The organism is Thalassospira sp. MIT1004 (assembly GCF_001858545.1).
GTDB classification, from domain to species: domain Bacteria; phylum Pseudomonadota; class Alphaproteobacteria; order Rhodospirillales; family Thalassospiraceae; genus Thalassospira; species Thalassospira xiamenensis.
The window spans coordinates 1-14,443 of record NZ_MCAO01000042.1; the positions used below are offsets into that span (position 1 = coordinate 1).

The 14,443-nt window shown below is 57.3% G+C and carries 13 protein-coding genes and 1 pseudogene; 6 read left to right on the forward strand and 8 right to left on the reverse strand.

The annotated features are described in order from the left end of the window. A pseudogene (locus BC440_RS22970) lies at positions 1 to 748 on the reverse strand (hypothetical protein); the annotation flags it as partial. A 192-nt stretch (positions 749 to 940) separates the two neighbouring features. Next, positions 941 to 1,339 carry a cytochrome c gene (locus BC440_RS14020; RefSeq protein ID WP_071240293.1) on the reverse strand — a complete coding sequence of 133 codons (399 nt, stop codon included), beginning with the start codon at positions 1,337 to 1,339 and terminating at the stop codon, positions 941 to 943. Between the two features lie 176 nt (positions 1,340 to 1,515). Between BC440_RS14020 and BC440_RS14025 the strand changes: the two genes are divergently transcribed. The 5 genes from BC440_RS14025 (at position 1,516) to BC440_RS14045 (ending at position 7,690) form a co-directional block, all read left to right on the forward strand. Then, positions 1,516 to 2,028, forward strand: coding sequence for a sigma-70 family RNA polymerase sigma factor (locus BC440_RS14025; RefSeq protein WP_083379392.1), 513 nt, complete (start codon positions 1,516 to 1,518; stop codon positions 2,026 to 2,028). A gap of 135 nt (positions 2,029 to 2,163) precedes the next feature. After that, positions 2,164 to 3,207, forward strand: a complete 1,044-nt coding sequence (locus BC440_RS14030; RefSeq protein ID WP_071240294.1) for a FecR family protein — start codon at positions 2,164 to 2,166, stop codon at positions 3,205 to 3,207. Between the two features lie 159 nt (positions 3,208 to 3,366). Next, complete coding sequence (locus BC440_RS14035) at positions 3,367 to 5,793, forward strand: TonB-dependent siderophore receptor (protein ID WP_071240295.1); 2,427 nt, start codon at positions 3,367 to 3,369, stop codon at positions 5,791 to 5,793. Between the two features lie 224 nt (positions 5,794 to 6,017). After that, positions 6,018 to 6,905 carry a YghX family hydrolase gene (gene yghX / locus BC440_RS14040; protein ID WP_071240296.1) on the forward strand — a complete coding sequence of 296 codons (888 nt, stop codon included), beginning with the start codon at positions 6,018 to 6,020 and terminating at the stop codon, positions 6,903 to 6,905. A gap of 149 nt (positions 6,906 to 7,054) precedes the next feature. Next, positions 7,055 to 7,690 (forward strand): class I SAM-dependent methyltransferase, encoded by a 636-nt coding sequence (locus tag BC440_RS14045; RefSeq protein ID WP_071240297.1) that lies wholly within the window; start codon positions 7,055 to 7,057, stop codon positions 7,688 to 7,690. Between the two features lie 49 nt (positions 7,691 to 7,739). Here the strand turns inward: BC440_RS14045 and BC440_RS14050 are convergent, their stop codons facing one another. The 6 genes from BC440_RS14050 to BC440_RS14075 all read right to left on the reverse strand — a co-directional run bounded on the left by BC440_RS14050 (position 7,740) and on the right by BC440_RS14075 (position 13,064). Continuing rightward, entirely contained in the window at positions 7,740 to 8,666 is a 927-nt protein-coding gene (locus BC440_RS14050) for an ABC transporter permease (RefSeq protein ID WP_210766358.1), read from the reverse strand. A 3-nt stretch (positions 8,667 to 8,669) separates the two neighbouring features. Further along, on the reverse strand, positions 8,670 to 9,449 hold the full coding sequence (locus BC440_RS14055) for an ABC transporter ATP-binding protein (RefSeq protein WP_071240298.1): 780 nt from the start codon (positions 9,447 to 9,449) through the stop codon (positions 8,670 to 8,672). An 80-nt stretch (positions 9,450 to 9,529) separates the two neighbouring features. Continuing rightward, positions 9,530 to 10,516 (reverse strand): ABC transporter substrate-binding protein, encoded by a 987-nt coding sequence (locus tag BC440_RS14060; RefSeq protein WP_071240299.1) that lies wholly within the window; start codon positions 10,514 to 10,516, stop codon positions 9,530 to 9,532. A gap of 156 nt (positions 10,517 to 10,672) precedes the next feature. Further along, entirely contained in the window at positions 10,673 to 11,041 is a 369-nt protein-coding gene (locus tag BC440_RS14065; protein ID WP_071240300.1) for a VOC family protein, read from the reverse strand. Positions 11,042 to 11,058: 17 nt separating this feature from the next. Then, complete coding sequence (locus BC440_RS14070) at positions 11,059 to 12,219, reverse strand: hypothetical protein (protein WP_071240301.1); 1,161 nt, start codon at positions 12,217 to 12,219, stop codon at positions 11,059 to 11,061. Positions 12,220 to 12,392: 173 nt separating this feature from the next. Beyond that, entirely contained in the window at positions 12,393 to 13,064 is a 672-nt protein-coding gene (locus BC440_RS14075) for a TetR/AcrR family transcriptional regulator (RefSeq protein WP_071240302.1), read from the reverse strand. A gap of 166 nt (positions 13,065 to 13,230) precedes the next feature. On the opposite strand from BC440_RS14075, the gene BC440_RS14080 reads away from it, so the two are divergent. After that, a complete protein-coding gene (locus BC440_RS14080; RefSeq protein ID WP_071240303.1) occupies positions 13,231 to 14,421 on the forward strand; it encodes an efflux RND transporter periplasmic adaptor subunit in 1,191 nt (396 codons plus the stop codon). Positions 14,422 to 14,443: the final 22 nt, after the last annotated feature.

A 14,443-nucleotide genomic window follows, 5' to 3' on the forward strand; every position in this document is an offset into this window, starting at 1 on the left:
GATCGGCGCGCGCCTTGCCGATCTGAACCGCAGCCGCACCATTGCCCAAACCACCAGCGGGTCCCTTGTCACCGCCATTGCCACTATTTGATCCACCGGTTGCCCCGCTGCCAAGGCCGCCGCCGCCGCCGTTAGTGCCACTGACAACCGTGCCGCCATCGCCCCCCATGCCGCCGCCCCCGCCGGTGACCCCACTTGCGGTTTGTGCACCGCCATCACCGCCGGTTGCGGCGTTGTTTTGCGCGACAAGGTTGCTGATGGTGACGTTGGCGCCATCCTTGACGAACAGGGCCCCGCCAAGCCCGGCCCCGCCGCCGGCGGCCTGACCTGCGTCGCCGCCGGCCGCAACGGCGTTTTCAATGGTCAGGTCGTTGATTGCCACGGTGCCGGAATAAACGAACAGGCCGCGAAACGCGTTATTGCCACTCAGCGTATTGCCATTCCCGTTCAGCGTGATGTTGCTGTTCAGCGCGTTCAGATCGCCGCTGGTCAGCGTGATGGTGCCAAGGCCATTTTGGACATCGATGGTGTTGCTACCACCCGCAGCGTTGGCATCAAAAATCGCCTGACGCAGGGAACCGGCACCGCTATCGGCGGTGTTGGTCACGTTGAACGTTGCGGCCTGTGCCGATCCGATTGGTGCGGCGCATGACAGGATCAGGGGGACAAGACCGTATCGGGTGTGCGCAAAGATACCACGCCAGCAGGAGAATTGACGTGCCCGCCGGGATGGTTGATGCGGATCCATATGACAGCACGCCTTCGGTCATGAGAAATGATGATTTCCCAATCCTTTGGGCGACTTTTGCCAAGGGGACAACCCGCTATCTGGGGCCTTAGGCTTTATTCTGCGCAATCTGGATAAGGGGTTGCGCAAAGTGGATATTTGGCAGGTTTTTAAAAGATAAAAAGACCATCCGCCGGGCCGGATCATTCGGGATCAGTTTGCCGGTCTGGCATCGGCCCGTTGGGAAAGATCATCCATATAGGCCAGAAGATCGGCGATGGTTTCCGACGTGAAGGTGAATTCCGGCATGGTCAGTTGATCATGCGACACGGTGATGCCCTCGGCCAAGGCTTCTTCGAGGTTTTCAATCGGCCAGCGCTGGCCGAAGCTTGCGAGCGGTGGGGCGGTGGTGATTTCGGGGTCGGGATAGGGATCACCGGCAAATTCCATATGGCAGCGCAGGCAGGTCTGTTCTGCAATCGATTTGCCGCGCGCGATATCGCCCTGTTCCTCGCCGCGATGGGCCAGCTGGTTGCTGACGATCAGGAAGGTGGCGGCGGCGGCCCCGGTGATCAGGATGACGAGGCTGCTTTTGCGGATTCTGGTTTTCATGGCGGTTTCCCCCTTTCTTGCTTGCGCGGAGTATAGCGCCATTTGGTAAAGGAACGTTTTCGAATGTGGCGGGGAAGATTGCGAAAGATATTGATAATCAGTCTTAATATCTGTTAGTGACGTTTCCGGTTTCCGATACGCCATTGTTTGTGCCGGTCCAGAAGGAAGATACGGCTTTGTCCGCGAACCCCAATGCCCTTGTCCTTTTCATGTCGCACCGTCCGGCGCTGGTGAATTATGCCAGCAGCATCACGGGCAATCGCGTGCAGGCCGAGGATCTGGTGCAGGAAGCGTGGTTGCGGTTTGATGCGGCATCGGACGGGCGGCTGATCGAGGATGCGACCGGGTATCTTTACCGGATCGTGCGCAACCTGGCGCTCGATAGCAAACGCAGGCTGGTGCGTGAAAGCCGCCTGACATCGGCGGGGGATTATGACGAAGCCGCCCGGACATCGCCCGATGTCGCCCCGGACCCGGAAACCGTCGCCCTTTACAAGGATGAATATGCGATCGTGATGGCGGCGATGGATGAATTGCCCGAACGTACCCGCATTGCATGTGAAATGCATCGGTTTGGCGGCGCAAAGCTTAAGGAAATTGCCGCCTTCCTTGATATTTCCGTGCCGCTGGCGCACAAGCTGGTGGCGGACGGGATCGAGCATTGCAAGCAGCGGCTGGATCAGGCATGAGCCGGTTTCACAATATTTATAGAAAAAAGTTCCGCAAATGCGTTTAGTAGTTGCAGGGATTTTGGCTTTGGTTTTTTTCGGGGCAGGCCGGTCCGCACCCGCAATTTGCGAGACCGACCGGGGATAGAGACGAGAATGGCAGCGAACACAGATGCGATCCCGCCGCAGGCCTCACGGGAGGCGACCGACTGGCTGATCCTGTTGCAGGAAGAGCCGGACGATCAGGATATTCTGCGCGCATTCGCGGCATGGTGTGATGCCGACCCGGCCCATATGCAGGCATGGAATGCAACCCGCCTGGCAGCCGATGTGATGGCGGCAGGTGTGCCCGAACATGCCGACCGATGGCAGCCATTTGTGCATGAGATGCGGGCGGGCGGTGACGGATCATCTGTTTCATCATCATCGCGTAAAGACAATATTGTCCGCCCGACGTTCGGACGGCGGAAGATGCTGCTTGGTGGCGGGCTTGCAATTGCCGCATCGCTTTTTGCCGCCGTGGTCGGGCCGGGGATCGTTAGCCGTGCCGTGACCGGCTGGCAGGCCGATTATGTGACCGACACCGCCGAAATGCGGACCATCACCCTTGCCGATGCCAGCACGGTGACGATGGCACCGGAAAGTGCGATCCGGGTGCGGTTTGAGGCGGGGGAGCGCCATATCGCGCTTTTGGGCGGTGAAGCGTTTTTTGACGTGACGCCCGACCCCGAGCGGCCATTTCGGGTATCGTCGGAGGATGTCGATGTCACGGTGCTGGGCACCGGGTTTGACGTGCGGCGCAATGATGTCGGTACGCTGGTTGCGGTCGAACATGGATTGGTGCGGGTCGGATTTGATGCGATTAACCCGCCGGTTCATGAAATGCTTGAAGCCGGACAAAGTGCCAGTGTGACATGGCAGGGGGCGGTGGCGCGTGGCAGCCTTCCGGCCGGGCAGATCGCGAGTTGGCGTCAGAACCAGCTGATTGCGCAGGATCAGCCGTTGGGCACCGTGATTGACGGGCTGCGGCGTTATTATGCGGGCCGGATCATCATTACCGATGATACGCTGGCGACCCGGACGGTGACGGGGGTTTATAACCTTGCCGATCCGCTGGCGGCCCTTCGCGGGATTGCGCGGGCGCAAAATGCGGTGGTGCGGCAGGTGACGCCGTGGGTTTTGCTGGTGTCGGCATCCTGAGAACGGCCTGACGCAGGCCGTTTGACAAAAATCTGAAAAATTTTCCGAAGTTTTTTTGAAAAAAAATCCCCGAGGCACGTTTTGTGTTTTAAGCGCAAATGAGAAGCGTTTTTATTCTCATTTGCGATCATGGATATGACGCAGAACGGAGATGACGGAATGACCACAGGGGGTAAGGCGGGCATGCGGAGCCGCAGCAGACAGACGGTTTTTGCAGGCGCGCTTTTGGTGACAAGCGCATTGGTGCCGGTATTGATCGCGGCACCGGCGACGGCACAGCAGCAGGTGGCGCAAAGCGGGGCGGGGGTCCTTGGCGCGTCACATGCGTTTGAAATTCCGGCGCAGTCGATGACCAGTGCGTTGGCCCTGTTCGGGCAGCAGTCGGGGCTTCAGATCACGGTGGATGGGGCGCTTGTGCGCGGGATTGATGCGCCTGCGGTCAGCGGCAGCATGACATCGCAGCAGGCGCTGGACCGGCTGTTTGCCGGAAGTGGCCTGAGTTACAATATTTCCGATGACGGCACGGTGGTGGTCGAGCAGATCGTAACCGGTGCGGCGGCCGAAGGCGAAGTTCTTGATCCGATCCGGGTCGAGGGCAATGCAGAGCGGGCCTATGGCCCGATGGGCCCGACACGCGACAGCGTTGTTGCCAGCCGGTCGCGCACGGCATCGAAAACCGATACACCCATTCTGGATGATTCCGCCGCCGTGTCCGTGGTGACGCAGAAGGAACTGGAAACGCGGAATGTGCAGGATGTGCAGCAGGCGGTGGCCTATAGTGCAGGCGTGCAGGCGGGCGAATACGGATCGGATGTGCGGTATGACTATATCCGTATCCGGGGATTTTATTCGTCGCTTTCGACCTATCGCGATGGATTGTCGTCGCGGACCTATAACTTCACAACCGCCCGCCAGGAACCCTATGGCCTTCAGCAGGTTGATGTCCTGAAAGGATCGACATCAAGCCTGTTTGGCATGAACGGGCCGGGGGGCCTGGTGAATTTGATTACCAAGCGCCCTCAGGATGAAGCGGGGGGAGAGGTTTTCACGACCTTTGGCGAAGATCACGTAAGGGGTGGCGGGGATGTGACCGGGCCGGTCGCGGAAGGCAGCAACTGGACCTATCGCCTGACCGGGCTTTGGCAGGATGCGGAACGCGAACAGGATTATTCGCAGGATGACCGCATTTATGTGGCGCCTGCCTTTACCTATAAGCCGAAGGCAGGTACGGAATTGACGATCCTGACCAGTTACAGCAACCGCGAAAGCAATCTGGGTTATGGTTTCCCGACCGGGATCGAAACCAGCCGCAATGCGTTTTTCGGTGAACCGGATTTCAACACTTTCGATACCGAAGAAACCAATATCGGTTACGAGTTTTCACACCAGATTACCGACAAACTGCAATTCCGCCAGAATGCGCGATATACCCATGTCGATCTGGATTACGAGACGGTTTATCTGAACGACACCACGCCGCTTGGCAATCGTTGGGCTTTTGCGATTTACGGCGAGCTTGACCGTTTCGCCGTCGACAACCAGGTGCAATACGATACCGCACTGAATGAAACGTTCGATAGCAAGACGCTGGTGGGTTTTGACTTCAACCGGGATCAGAACCGGGAAAAACGTTTTGACGGGACGGCATCGCCGATTGATCCCTATAACCCGGCTTATTGCGGGCTTTCATGCATCAACTTTACCAGCAGTTCGGACACGGAAATCACGCAGTCGGCCTATGGGCTTTATGCACAGGAACAGCTTACGATTGCCGATGACTGGATCGCGACCGTGGGTGGGCGTTTCGATTATGTCCAAAGCGATACGGACACGATCAGCAGTGGCACGCTTGACGAACGTGATGACCACAAATTCACATCGCGCGTTGGCCTGACCTATAAGGCGACGGACGAGGTTTCGGTTTACGGGAACTATTCGGAATCCTTCCAACCGGTTTATGGCAGTGCGGCATCCCGCCCGGACGGGACCGCGCCACAGGAAGGCACACAATACGAGGTTGGTATCAAATATCAGCCGACCGCGATTGATGCGATGTTCACCGCGGCCCTGTTTGATCTGACGCAGGAAAACGTTTCGCAGTGGAATTCCACGACATCGACCTATCAGCAGATTGGCGAGATCAATTCGCGGGGGCTTGAGCTTGAAGGCAAGATGTCGCTTGACGCGCGGACCAACCTGACGCTGGCCTATACCTATCTTGATGCCGAAATCAAAGACGATGTGGTGACGGCCAATGTCGGTAACCGTCCGTCAAACGTTCCTGAACATACCGCGTCGGCGTGGCTGGATTATACCATTCCCGAACATGGGGTGTTTGGTGATCTGACGATTGGTGGGGGCCTGCGATTTGTCGGGTCACGCTATAACAACGATGCCAATGCCGATCTGCTGGGATCGCATACGGTGCTGGATGCCATGGTGAATTATATGGTGACGGACAATGTCAGCCTTGCGGTCAATGCGACCAACCTGCTTGATCGGGAATATGTATCGTCCAACACGTTTGGCAGCCGTTTCTATGGCGAGGGTCGCACGGTTCTGGCGACGTTGAAATATAGCTGGTAAGCCAAGGTGCTTTGAAGCATCCGCCGGTTTGCAAAAGACGGTCGTCCCATCGGGGCGGCCGTTTTTGGTTTGCGCATTTTCGCGCCGGGAGGAAGGAGGAAGTGAACTGGTTCACCGATAGCGGATTTGTGATTTGCTTGCCGATGCGGATTGCCGAAAACTTTTCGCATTCCTGCCACCGCATTCATGATTTCCGCCCCGGTTAATACCGAAGGGAGCCTGTGATGAACCGTTTGACGGCCAAAGATTTCTCGCCGCAATTGCTTGAACTTTATGATTTTTATGCGCACGGGATCATTTCGCGGCGCGAATTCCTTGACCGGGCCGCGAAATATACCGTCGGCGGGGTCACCGCGATGTCGGTTCTGGCGTCGCTTAGCCCGGATTATGCACTTGCGACACAGGTCGAGTTTACAGATCCCGATATTGCCGCCGAATATATCATGTATCCGTCGCCCAACGGTCATGGCGAGGTGCGCGGCTATTTCGTCAAACCGGCGAACGCGACCGGCAAGCTGCCCGGTGTGGTGGTGGTGCACGAAAATCGCGGGCTTAATCCCTATATCGAGGATGTCGCGCGCCGGGTGGCCAAGGCGGGCTTTATTGCCCTTGCCCCGGATGGTTTGACATCGGTTGGCGGATATCCCGGCAATGATGACAAGGGCCGGGAATTGCAGCGACAGGTCGACCCGACCAAATTGATGAATGATTTCTTTGCCGCCATCGAATTCCTGACCGCGCACGAGGCGACCACCGGCAAGATCGGCATTACCGGTTTTTGTTATGGCGGGGGTGTTTCGAATGCGGCGGCGGTGGCCTATCCGGAACTGGGTGCTGCCGTGCCGTTCTATGGCCGTCAGGCGGACGTGGCCGATGTGCCGCGCATTCAGGTGCCGTTGCTGTTGCATTTTGGCGAACTGGACACGCGGATCAATGAAGGCTGGCCCGCATATGAGGCGGCATTAAAGGAACATAACAAGGTCTATGAGGCCTATATCTATCCCGGTGCCAATCACGGGTTCCATAATGATTCAACACCCCGCTATGACGAGGAACAGGCGAAGCTGGCGTGGGATCGCACGATTGCGTGGTTTAATAAGTATCTGATCTAAGCGCGTCGCAGCCCGCACATCCATGACAGCCCGGTGGTTACTATTCCGCCGGGCTGTTTTGTTTTCGATGCGTGCTTGACGGGGACTGCTATTACGATACATCATAAGTTACATGATTCGATATGGCTTGTGATGAAGGAGCATTTCCGATGCAAAACGCGACCGAAAGGGCGGAAAACCCGGTTGAATTCTGGGAAGATCATTACCGGACAAAAAAGACCGATTATTCCGGCAATCCGGGAGAATTTCTAGTGCGGTATGTGGCCGACCTGACGCCGGGGCGGGCATTGGATATTGGCTGTTCGCACGGGGATGATGCGCTTTGGCTGGCCGGGCGGGGCTGGGATGTGACGGGGGCGGATATTTCGCAAACCGCGATAGAGCGGGCGCAGAAACGTCTGGTGGGGAGTGATTTTTCTGGCCGGGTGCTGTTTGTCGCCTGCGATCTGGAACGCGAAATACCGGATGGGGAATATGACCTTGTCACCGCGTCCTATTTCCAGTCACCGGTCGCCCTTGCACGGGCCGACATCCTTCGGCGTGCGATGGCAAAGCTTGTGCCGGGCGGATATCTCATGTGTATCGCGCACGCATCGGCCCCGCCGTGGCGGAAGGGCAATGGCGAACACCAATTCCCGACCCTTCAGGAAGAGCTGGACGGGCTTGATCTTAGACCCGATGAGTGGATTTTGCACAAGGCCGGGTACGCGGTGCGCAACGTTACCGGGCCGGAGGGGGAGAAAGCGGAAGTGAAGGATATCGTGCTGTTTTTGCAGCGCGGTTGATTTCTGACGACATGGAAAGGGCGGGGCCAATTGACCCCGCCCTTGTCTTTCATTCGCGGAACTTTTCGCGGGCGGGTGTGCCGCCACGCCCGCGTTTGAGGCTGGGCAGGGCCAGCATGGCAAGCACGAAAAGCCCGGTTGCCAGTTTCAGATCGGGCGGGGGCATACCGGCGGCCAAACAGAGTGACACCAGTTGATAATAGATGATCGCGCCGACAAACGGGGCGAGGAGCTGGCGAAAGACGCTGTGTTTACCAACGATGGCCTCGCCGATCATGAGGGCGGCCAAGCCATTGATCAGGATGCCAAGGCCCATATTCACATCGGCAAAGCCCTGTGACTGAACCATAAGCGCGCCGCTGGTGGCCGAAAAGGCGCTGGCAAGGCCGACACCGCCGATGGTCGAAACCCAGACGGAAATGCCTTGTGCCTCTGCCATTGCCGGGTTGGCCCCGACCGCGCGCATGGCTGTGCCCTTTTCGGTTTTGAAGAACCAGTTAAGCGCCACAAACACCGCCGCCCCGATGATCCCGGCAATGATGATCTTGGCCGCCGGGAAGCCCGGCGTGACAAAGGGCGCCCAGTCAAACACCGAACCGGTGCCAAAGATCGACAGGTTCGATTTGCCCATGATGCGCAGATTGATGCTGTAAAGCATCGTCATCATCAGGATCCCGGCCAGAAGCGTGTGAATGCGAAACCGCAGATGGATGAGTGCCGTACAGCACCCGGCAGCAAAACCGCACAGAAGGGCCGCGATGATGGCGAGTGCCGGATTGACCCCGGCGGCAATCAGAACCCCGGCAACACAGCCGCCCAGCGGATAGGCGCCTTCGCTGGTGAGGTCGGGAAAATGCAGGGTGCGGAACGGGATCATGATGCCCATGACGACGAAAGCCAGGATCAGGCTTTGTGCCAGCGTGACCGGCACCAGCGCCATATAGCTTGTGAAGGTCGAAGAAAGGAATTCCATCATCAATCAGGCCCCCAGCAACATGGCGTCAGACTTGACCGAGAAATGATCGATCAGCTTTGCCACCGTGACACCGGCCTTTTCTTCGCCGCCGATTTCCAGTTTGACCTTTCCGGCATCCAGCATGATGACGCGATGGCCGTAATCAACCGCGTGCTGCATGTTATGGGTGACCATCAGGGTGGTGAGTTTAAGGGCGTCAACCGCACGCACGGTTGCCCCCATGACAAGATCAGCGGTGCGCGGATCAAGGGCGGCGGTATGTTCATCAAGCAACAGCAGATCGGGCGATCCGCCGACCGCCATGATGAGGGATAGCGATTGACGTTGCCCGCCGGAGAGCAGTTCAACGCGGGTATCAAGCCGGTTTTCAAGACCAAGACCCAGGATCGACAGGCGTTCCTTGTAATCCGAAAGGCGTTTGGCATTAAGCCCACGGGCGAAGGTGCGGCTTTTGCTGCGCAGTTCGGCCAGAAGCATGTTTTCGGCCACCGTCATGCTGGCAGCAGTGCCGAGCATCGGGTCCTGAAACACACGTGCAATGCGCATGGCGCGTTTATGCACGGGCATATTGGTGACATCATCGCCATTGATCAGGATCTGGCCGCGATCAAGGGGCATTGCGCCGGAAATGGCGTTTAGCATCGTGCTTTTGCCCGCCCCGTTGGAGCCGATGACAACACCGAATTCGCCGGTCTGGAGAGCAAGCGACAGGTCGTCCAGCGCGATCTTTTCGTCGGGCTGGCCTTTATAAAAGGTTTTTCGTGCAGACCGGATTTCAAGCATCCGTATCCTCCGTAAAGCAAAATTGGCGCCCCCCGGACAGGCCGGAATGCGGGGCGCCAACAAAAAGACAAGGCCGGAATTTATTCGACGATGCAGCCGCAATCGTTGAATTCGGCCGGGATTTCGATGCCAAAGGCGGCGGAGGCCTTTTTCGAAATCATCGGGGCGTGGTTTTCATAGGATGGTGCGGATGGCGGAATGGTCGCCGGGTCCTTGCCATTGAGGATTTCGGCGGCAATCTTACCGGCATTCAGGCCGACCTGTTCGTAATCGACCGAGAAGCTGGCGGGCACGGTGCCATTGGCAACCGCCGAGCTATCGGAATTGACAATCGGAATGCCGATCTGACGCGCAGCGGCGGATACCGCAGCAATTGCCGGCTGGATCAGGTTTGAGGCCGGGGTATAGATGACATCGGCCTTGCCGGCGACGGCGGTGATGCGTTGCTGTATGTCATTGACGTTATCGATGCCGACCGGAACAACGGTAAAGCCCGCGGCGGGGGCGAGTTCCTGAACCTTTTCAAGCAGGGCAACATCATTGGCTTCGCCCGGGTTATAGGGCACGGCAAGACGTTTGGCATCGGGCAGGAATTTGTGGGTGAATTCAAGAACGGCTGCGATGTCCTGAAGATCGGACGCGCCGGTCATGCCTTCGTCGCCCTTATCCCATGACGGGACCAGTTTGGCGGCCACCGGATCGGTCACGGCGGAAAACACGATTGGAATGCCCGAACCCGCCAGTGCCTTTTTGGCGATCTGGGAGACCGGGGTGGTGATGGTATAGATCAGTTTGGGATTTTCGGCCTGCAATTTCGCGATCATCTGGGGCACCAGAGACGCATCGAAATTGGTGTGGCTTTCGGAATAGACAACGTCGGTGCCCTCGGCAAAGCCGTTGGCGGCCATGGCTTCCTTGAAGCCCACGATGGACGCGTTAAGCTGCGGGTGTTCACCGAAATTGGCAATGCCGACCCTGATCGGTTCGGCGGATGCGCTGTTCATGGCGGCAATCATTGTACCCGCGATCAGAAGGCCTGAAAGCGCACCGGATTTGAAAAGTTTCATGGAATGAGGCTCCCTGATTTATTGGGTCGGCATGTGGCAGGCCGACCGTGCCACCGGATCATGCGAAGTTCCGCATTATCCGTCAACAGGATGTCGCAAGGGGCGCAAAGCATTGCCGGGAATGAGGGAGCATACGGACAGGGTATCTAAGCCCGGTCAGGAACCGACTGCAAAGGCCCGGCTGGAAATCGAAACCGGATTTCCGGACGGGTCTTTCATATTGGCGAATTGATAGCCATCCGCCTGATGGATCGGGCCGACATCAACGCCATGGGCCACCAGTTGCTTGCGGAAGGCTTCAACATTCTTGACGTCAAATACCAGTTTGATGAGCGACTGGCCTTCTTTCTGGCCCTTGCCCGCGGGATGGAGCATCAGGATCAGCCCATCAAGGGCAGGCCTGAGTTCGACGATGCGGTCACCTTCGAAGCGGATGGCCTGATAGACGAAAAGATCGCAGTAGAAATGGACCATTTCGTCGATCTTTTTCGTGTAGATCACGATCCGGTTGCAGGTCGTCGGCATCAGGTTTTCCGTTGTTATCAGCTGCCACTTGCGGCGCTGAATACCGTTACGCCATTCACGACAATCCGGCCATCGCGCAACAGTTCGACATCGTAATTCGTCATGCCTTGTTGACCGGGTTCACCGGCGGCAAGGCCATCGACGGCAAAGGGCACCAGCGCGCCCAGCAGGGTCGGGCTTTGCGGGGTGCCGATCAGGTCCTGAAGGCGTTCGCGTCCGATCAGGTCAAGGTCAAGCTGGCCTGCAAAGCCGTAGCGCGCGGCCTGCTGGGCGATGAATTCACCCTTGCCCAGTGCTTCGAGGCCGCGGCCTTCGACATAGATTTCATCAATCTTGACCGGGGCACCGTTATCGGCGGCCTTTTGCCAAAGCTCGTTGGCGATCTGGCGGCGGGCAGCGCGCGGCGCAAGACCGGTCAGCATATCATTGAAGCCCTTTTCAATGATTGGTTTGGCTTCGAGCCAGGGCAGGCCGGTGCTGCTGCTTTTGATGCGCACGGTGCGCGGTTGCAGCAGGCTTGGCAGCCAAAGGCCATCATGGGCGTAGTCAAGATGGGTTTCGCCATTTTCGCCGGGATAGAGCAGGAAGCTTGTCGATTTGACCGCGCCGCGTTTTTCCCGGTTCGGGCCGGTCCATTCGGCGGCCTGCCAGGAAATGCGGGCTTCGTCGGGCATCCAGCGAATGACAAGCCCGTTCATCAGCCAGTGTTTGCGCGTGATCGGTTCATCGCCAATCAGGAAATCGGCCGCACCCGTGAAATTGACCGCGGTGCCGTTTATGTAGTTCCAGCGCAGGCTGCCGAGCGCCTTGCGCATGGTCAGTTCGCGCTGGTCACTGGTGGCATCGGCCAGCATCTTGCCGCGTTCGGGCAGGGCAATGTCGATATCGACCTGATTGGCGATATCGGTATCGCTTAGCGTTACCCGGACATCTTCAAGGGCCAGTTCACGCGCGGTGCTGTAGCCACTGAGATCAAGGCGCACACCGTCATAGGTAAAGGTGACCGCACCGTTGCTGTTTTCCGCGGATGTTTCGGTTGCGGAAATGCCGTTTTGCATCAGGATTCCATCCATGATTTCGCGCGCCTTTTGCGTTTCAAGCGCAAAGGCATTTGCACCGGCGGCGCAAATGGAAATCAGAGAAACACCAATGCCGATGACAATACGGCGTACAGGCATGATCAAGACCCCTATGGGTAATGGTTTGAACGGTTCCATTGTTTAGCGCAAATTTGGTGAAGATGGGGCAGGGATTATGGTGAGGGCAGGCGAAGCACAGCAGAAAGACACAAGTGTGACATGGATCACATCTTGTCCTGGCTGTCATCTGGAAAGCATGGAGGCGTTGCCGGTCAGTCGGTGGCGCAGCCGATTTTGTCACGCTTGCTTTCGACGGTGACCCCACACAGGAAGACGTCGACGGCGCGTCTGACCCTTTTTGTGATCTCTTCCTCGCTGAGTTTCGGAGGAGAGATCATTTTCATCACCTGATTCTGCCAGTCGCCGACAATCATCGCATTGAAGATTTCGGCGTAATGGTTGGGGTCGTCGATGGCAAGATTCCCAAGGTCGTTCTGGCGTTTCAGGTAGTTTGCAAGGTGTTTGCGCGTGCTTTCGGGCCCGACTTCAAGGAACTTCTCAACCATTGGTATGAAATGCTGTCCTTCGGAGCACAGAATCTGCGTGAAGCGAACGGCTTCCTCGGTTAGTATCTTGGTCGATAGTTTAAAGGCGAAGTCGGTCAAAGCGTCACGAGGGGGGAGATTGGATTCCAGCGAAATATGCAGTTCGGCGGAAAACGCCATGCACCGTTCTGTCATAACGGCAGTCAGCAACCCATCCTTTCCGCCAAATGCCTCGTAGAGAGTTGTACGGGAGCCACCGGATCGAGAAATTACGTCATTTAGCGTAACGCCAGAAAAGCCTTTCTCTAGCAGAATCTGCCATGCAGCATCCATCATCGCGCGTCGCCGTGCGAAGCCGCGACTGGATTGTTTTCCTTGGGTTTCTGACGTTTCGCTCATGGTTTTTCGATCTTTTCTGTCGACGTTGGTTTTTGGCTCTTGATCGTGCAGCGCACAATGTGTACTGTACCGTACAGTATTTAATAATTCAATGGCAAAGCTGCCTGATATTCCCCGGCACGGCGGCGCTGCTTACAGGACTGTGAGAAGGAAAATCATTTTGTCGATGCGATCTTGTTTGAAACTTGCAGGCGTTGCTGTGCTTGCATTGATGGTTGCGGCCTGTGACGAGCAGAAAGAAGCGCAACAGTCGGATGCCAGCGCACAGCAGCAACCGCAGGCAACGCCGGTTGGTACCATGACACTTGAAGCGCAGACCGTTGGTCTGATCGAGGAAATGCCGGGTCGTACCGTTGCCTTCCGCAAGGCTGCCGTGCGCCCGCAGGTCGATGGTATCATCAAGGAACGCAACTTTACCGAAGGCGCGTTTGTTGAAGCCGGTCAGCAGCTTTATATGATTGATCAGGCCGTTTATATGGCGGAACTTGACGCGGCACAGGCGGAACTTGCCAAGCAGCGCGCAACCCTTGATCAGACGACCAAGACGCTGGCGCGTTATGAAAAGCTGGTCAAGACACAGGCCGTTTCAGAACAGACCTATGATGACGCCGTTGCCGCCAAGGCACAGTCAAATGCAGATGTTGCCGCCGCACGTGCACAGGTCGATCAGGCGCGGATCAATGTGGAATATACCACGGTGACCGCCCCGATTTCCGGCCAGATCAGTTCGTCTGATGTGACCGAAGGTGCGCTTGTGACCGCCAACCAGACGGACGCATTGACCACGATTACCCAGCTTGATCCGATCTATGTCGATGTGACACAGGCGGGTGGCCGGTTAATGAAGATCAAGCAGGCGATCCAGAGCGGCCGCATTCAGGGTGTTGAAAACGGCAAGATCGAAGTTGCCCTGATCATTGATGCGACCGGTGTTGAATATCCCCATACCGGGACGTTGCAGTTTTCCGACGTATCGGTGAATGAAACCACCGGAACGGTTCGTTTGCGTGCGGTTTTCCCGAACCCCGACGGTGTTTTGCTGCCGGGCATGTTCGTGCGTGGACAAGTGCGTCAGGGCAAGCTTGAAGGGGCCTTCCTTGTGCCGCAGAAAGCCGTGATGCGCCGTCCGGATGGCACAGCATATGTTTACACCATCGGTGACGGCAAGGTCGTTTCCAAGGATATCCAGATCGAACAGTCACAGGGTGAAAACTGGCTGGTGACCGCGGGTGTCGAAGATGGCGAACAGCTGATCGTCGATGGCATTCAGCGTATCGCACCGGGGGCACCGGTAACGGCGCAGCCTGTCGAGAATGCGAATGCTGCCCAGGGTGCCGCCCAAGGTTCAGCCCAGTAAGCTGACGATTAAGGACGATTTC

Coding starts and splice junctions, on each gene's coding strand:
- BC440_RS14020 (WP_071240293.1), bottom strand. CDS start 1,339: ATGAAAACCAGAATCCGCAAAAGCAGCCTCGTCATCCTGATCACCGGG.
- BC440_RS14030 (WP_071240294.1), top strand. CDS start 2,164: ATGGCAGCGAACACAGATGCGATCCCGCCGCAGGCCTCACGGGAGGCG.
- BC440_RS14035 (WP_071240295.1), top strand. CDS start 3,367: ATGACCACAGGGGGTAAGGCGGGCATGCGGAGCCGCAGCAGACAGACG.
- yghX (WP_071240296.1), top strand. CDS start 6,018: ATGAACCGTTTGACGGCCAAAGATTTCTCGCCGCAATTGCTTGAACTT.
- BC440_RS14045 (WP_071240297.1), top strand. CDS start 7,055: ATGCAAAACGCGACCGAAAGGGCGGAAAACCCGGTTGAATTCTGGGAA.
- BC440_RS14050 (WP_210766358.1), bottom strand. CDS start 8,666: ATGATGGAATTCCTTTCTTCGACCTTCACAAGCTATATGGCGCTGGTG.
- BC440_RS14055 (WP_071240298.1), bottom strand. CDS start 9,449: ATGCTTGAAATCCGGTCTGCACGAAAAACCTTTTATAAAGGCCAGCCC.
- BC440_RS14060 (WP_071240299.1), bottom strand. CDS start 10,516: ATGAAACTTTTCAAATCCGGTGCGCTTTCAGGCCTTCTGATCGCGGGT.
- BC440_RS14065 (WP_071240300.1), bottom strand. CDS start 11,041: ATGCCGACGACCTGCAACCGGATCGTGATCTACACGAAAAAGATCGAC.
- BC440_RS14070 (WP_071240301.1), bottom strand. CDS start 12,219: ATGCCTGTACGCCGTATTGTCATCGGCATTGGTGTTTCTCTGATTTCC.
- BC440_RS14075 (WP_071240302.1), bottom strand. CDS start 13,064: ATGAGCGAAACGTCAGAAACCCAAGGAAAACAATCCAGTCGCGGCTTC.
- BC440_RS14080 (WP_071240303.1), top strand. CDS start 13,231: ATGCGATCTTGTTTGAAACTTGCAGGCGTTGCTGTGCTTGCATTGATG.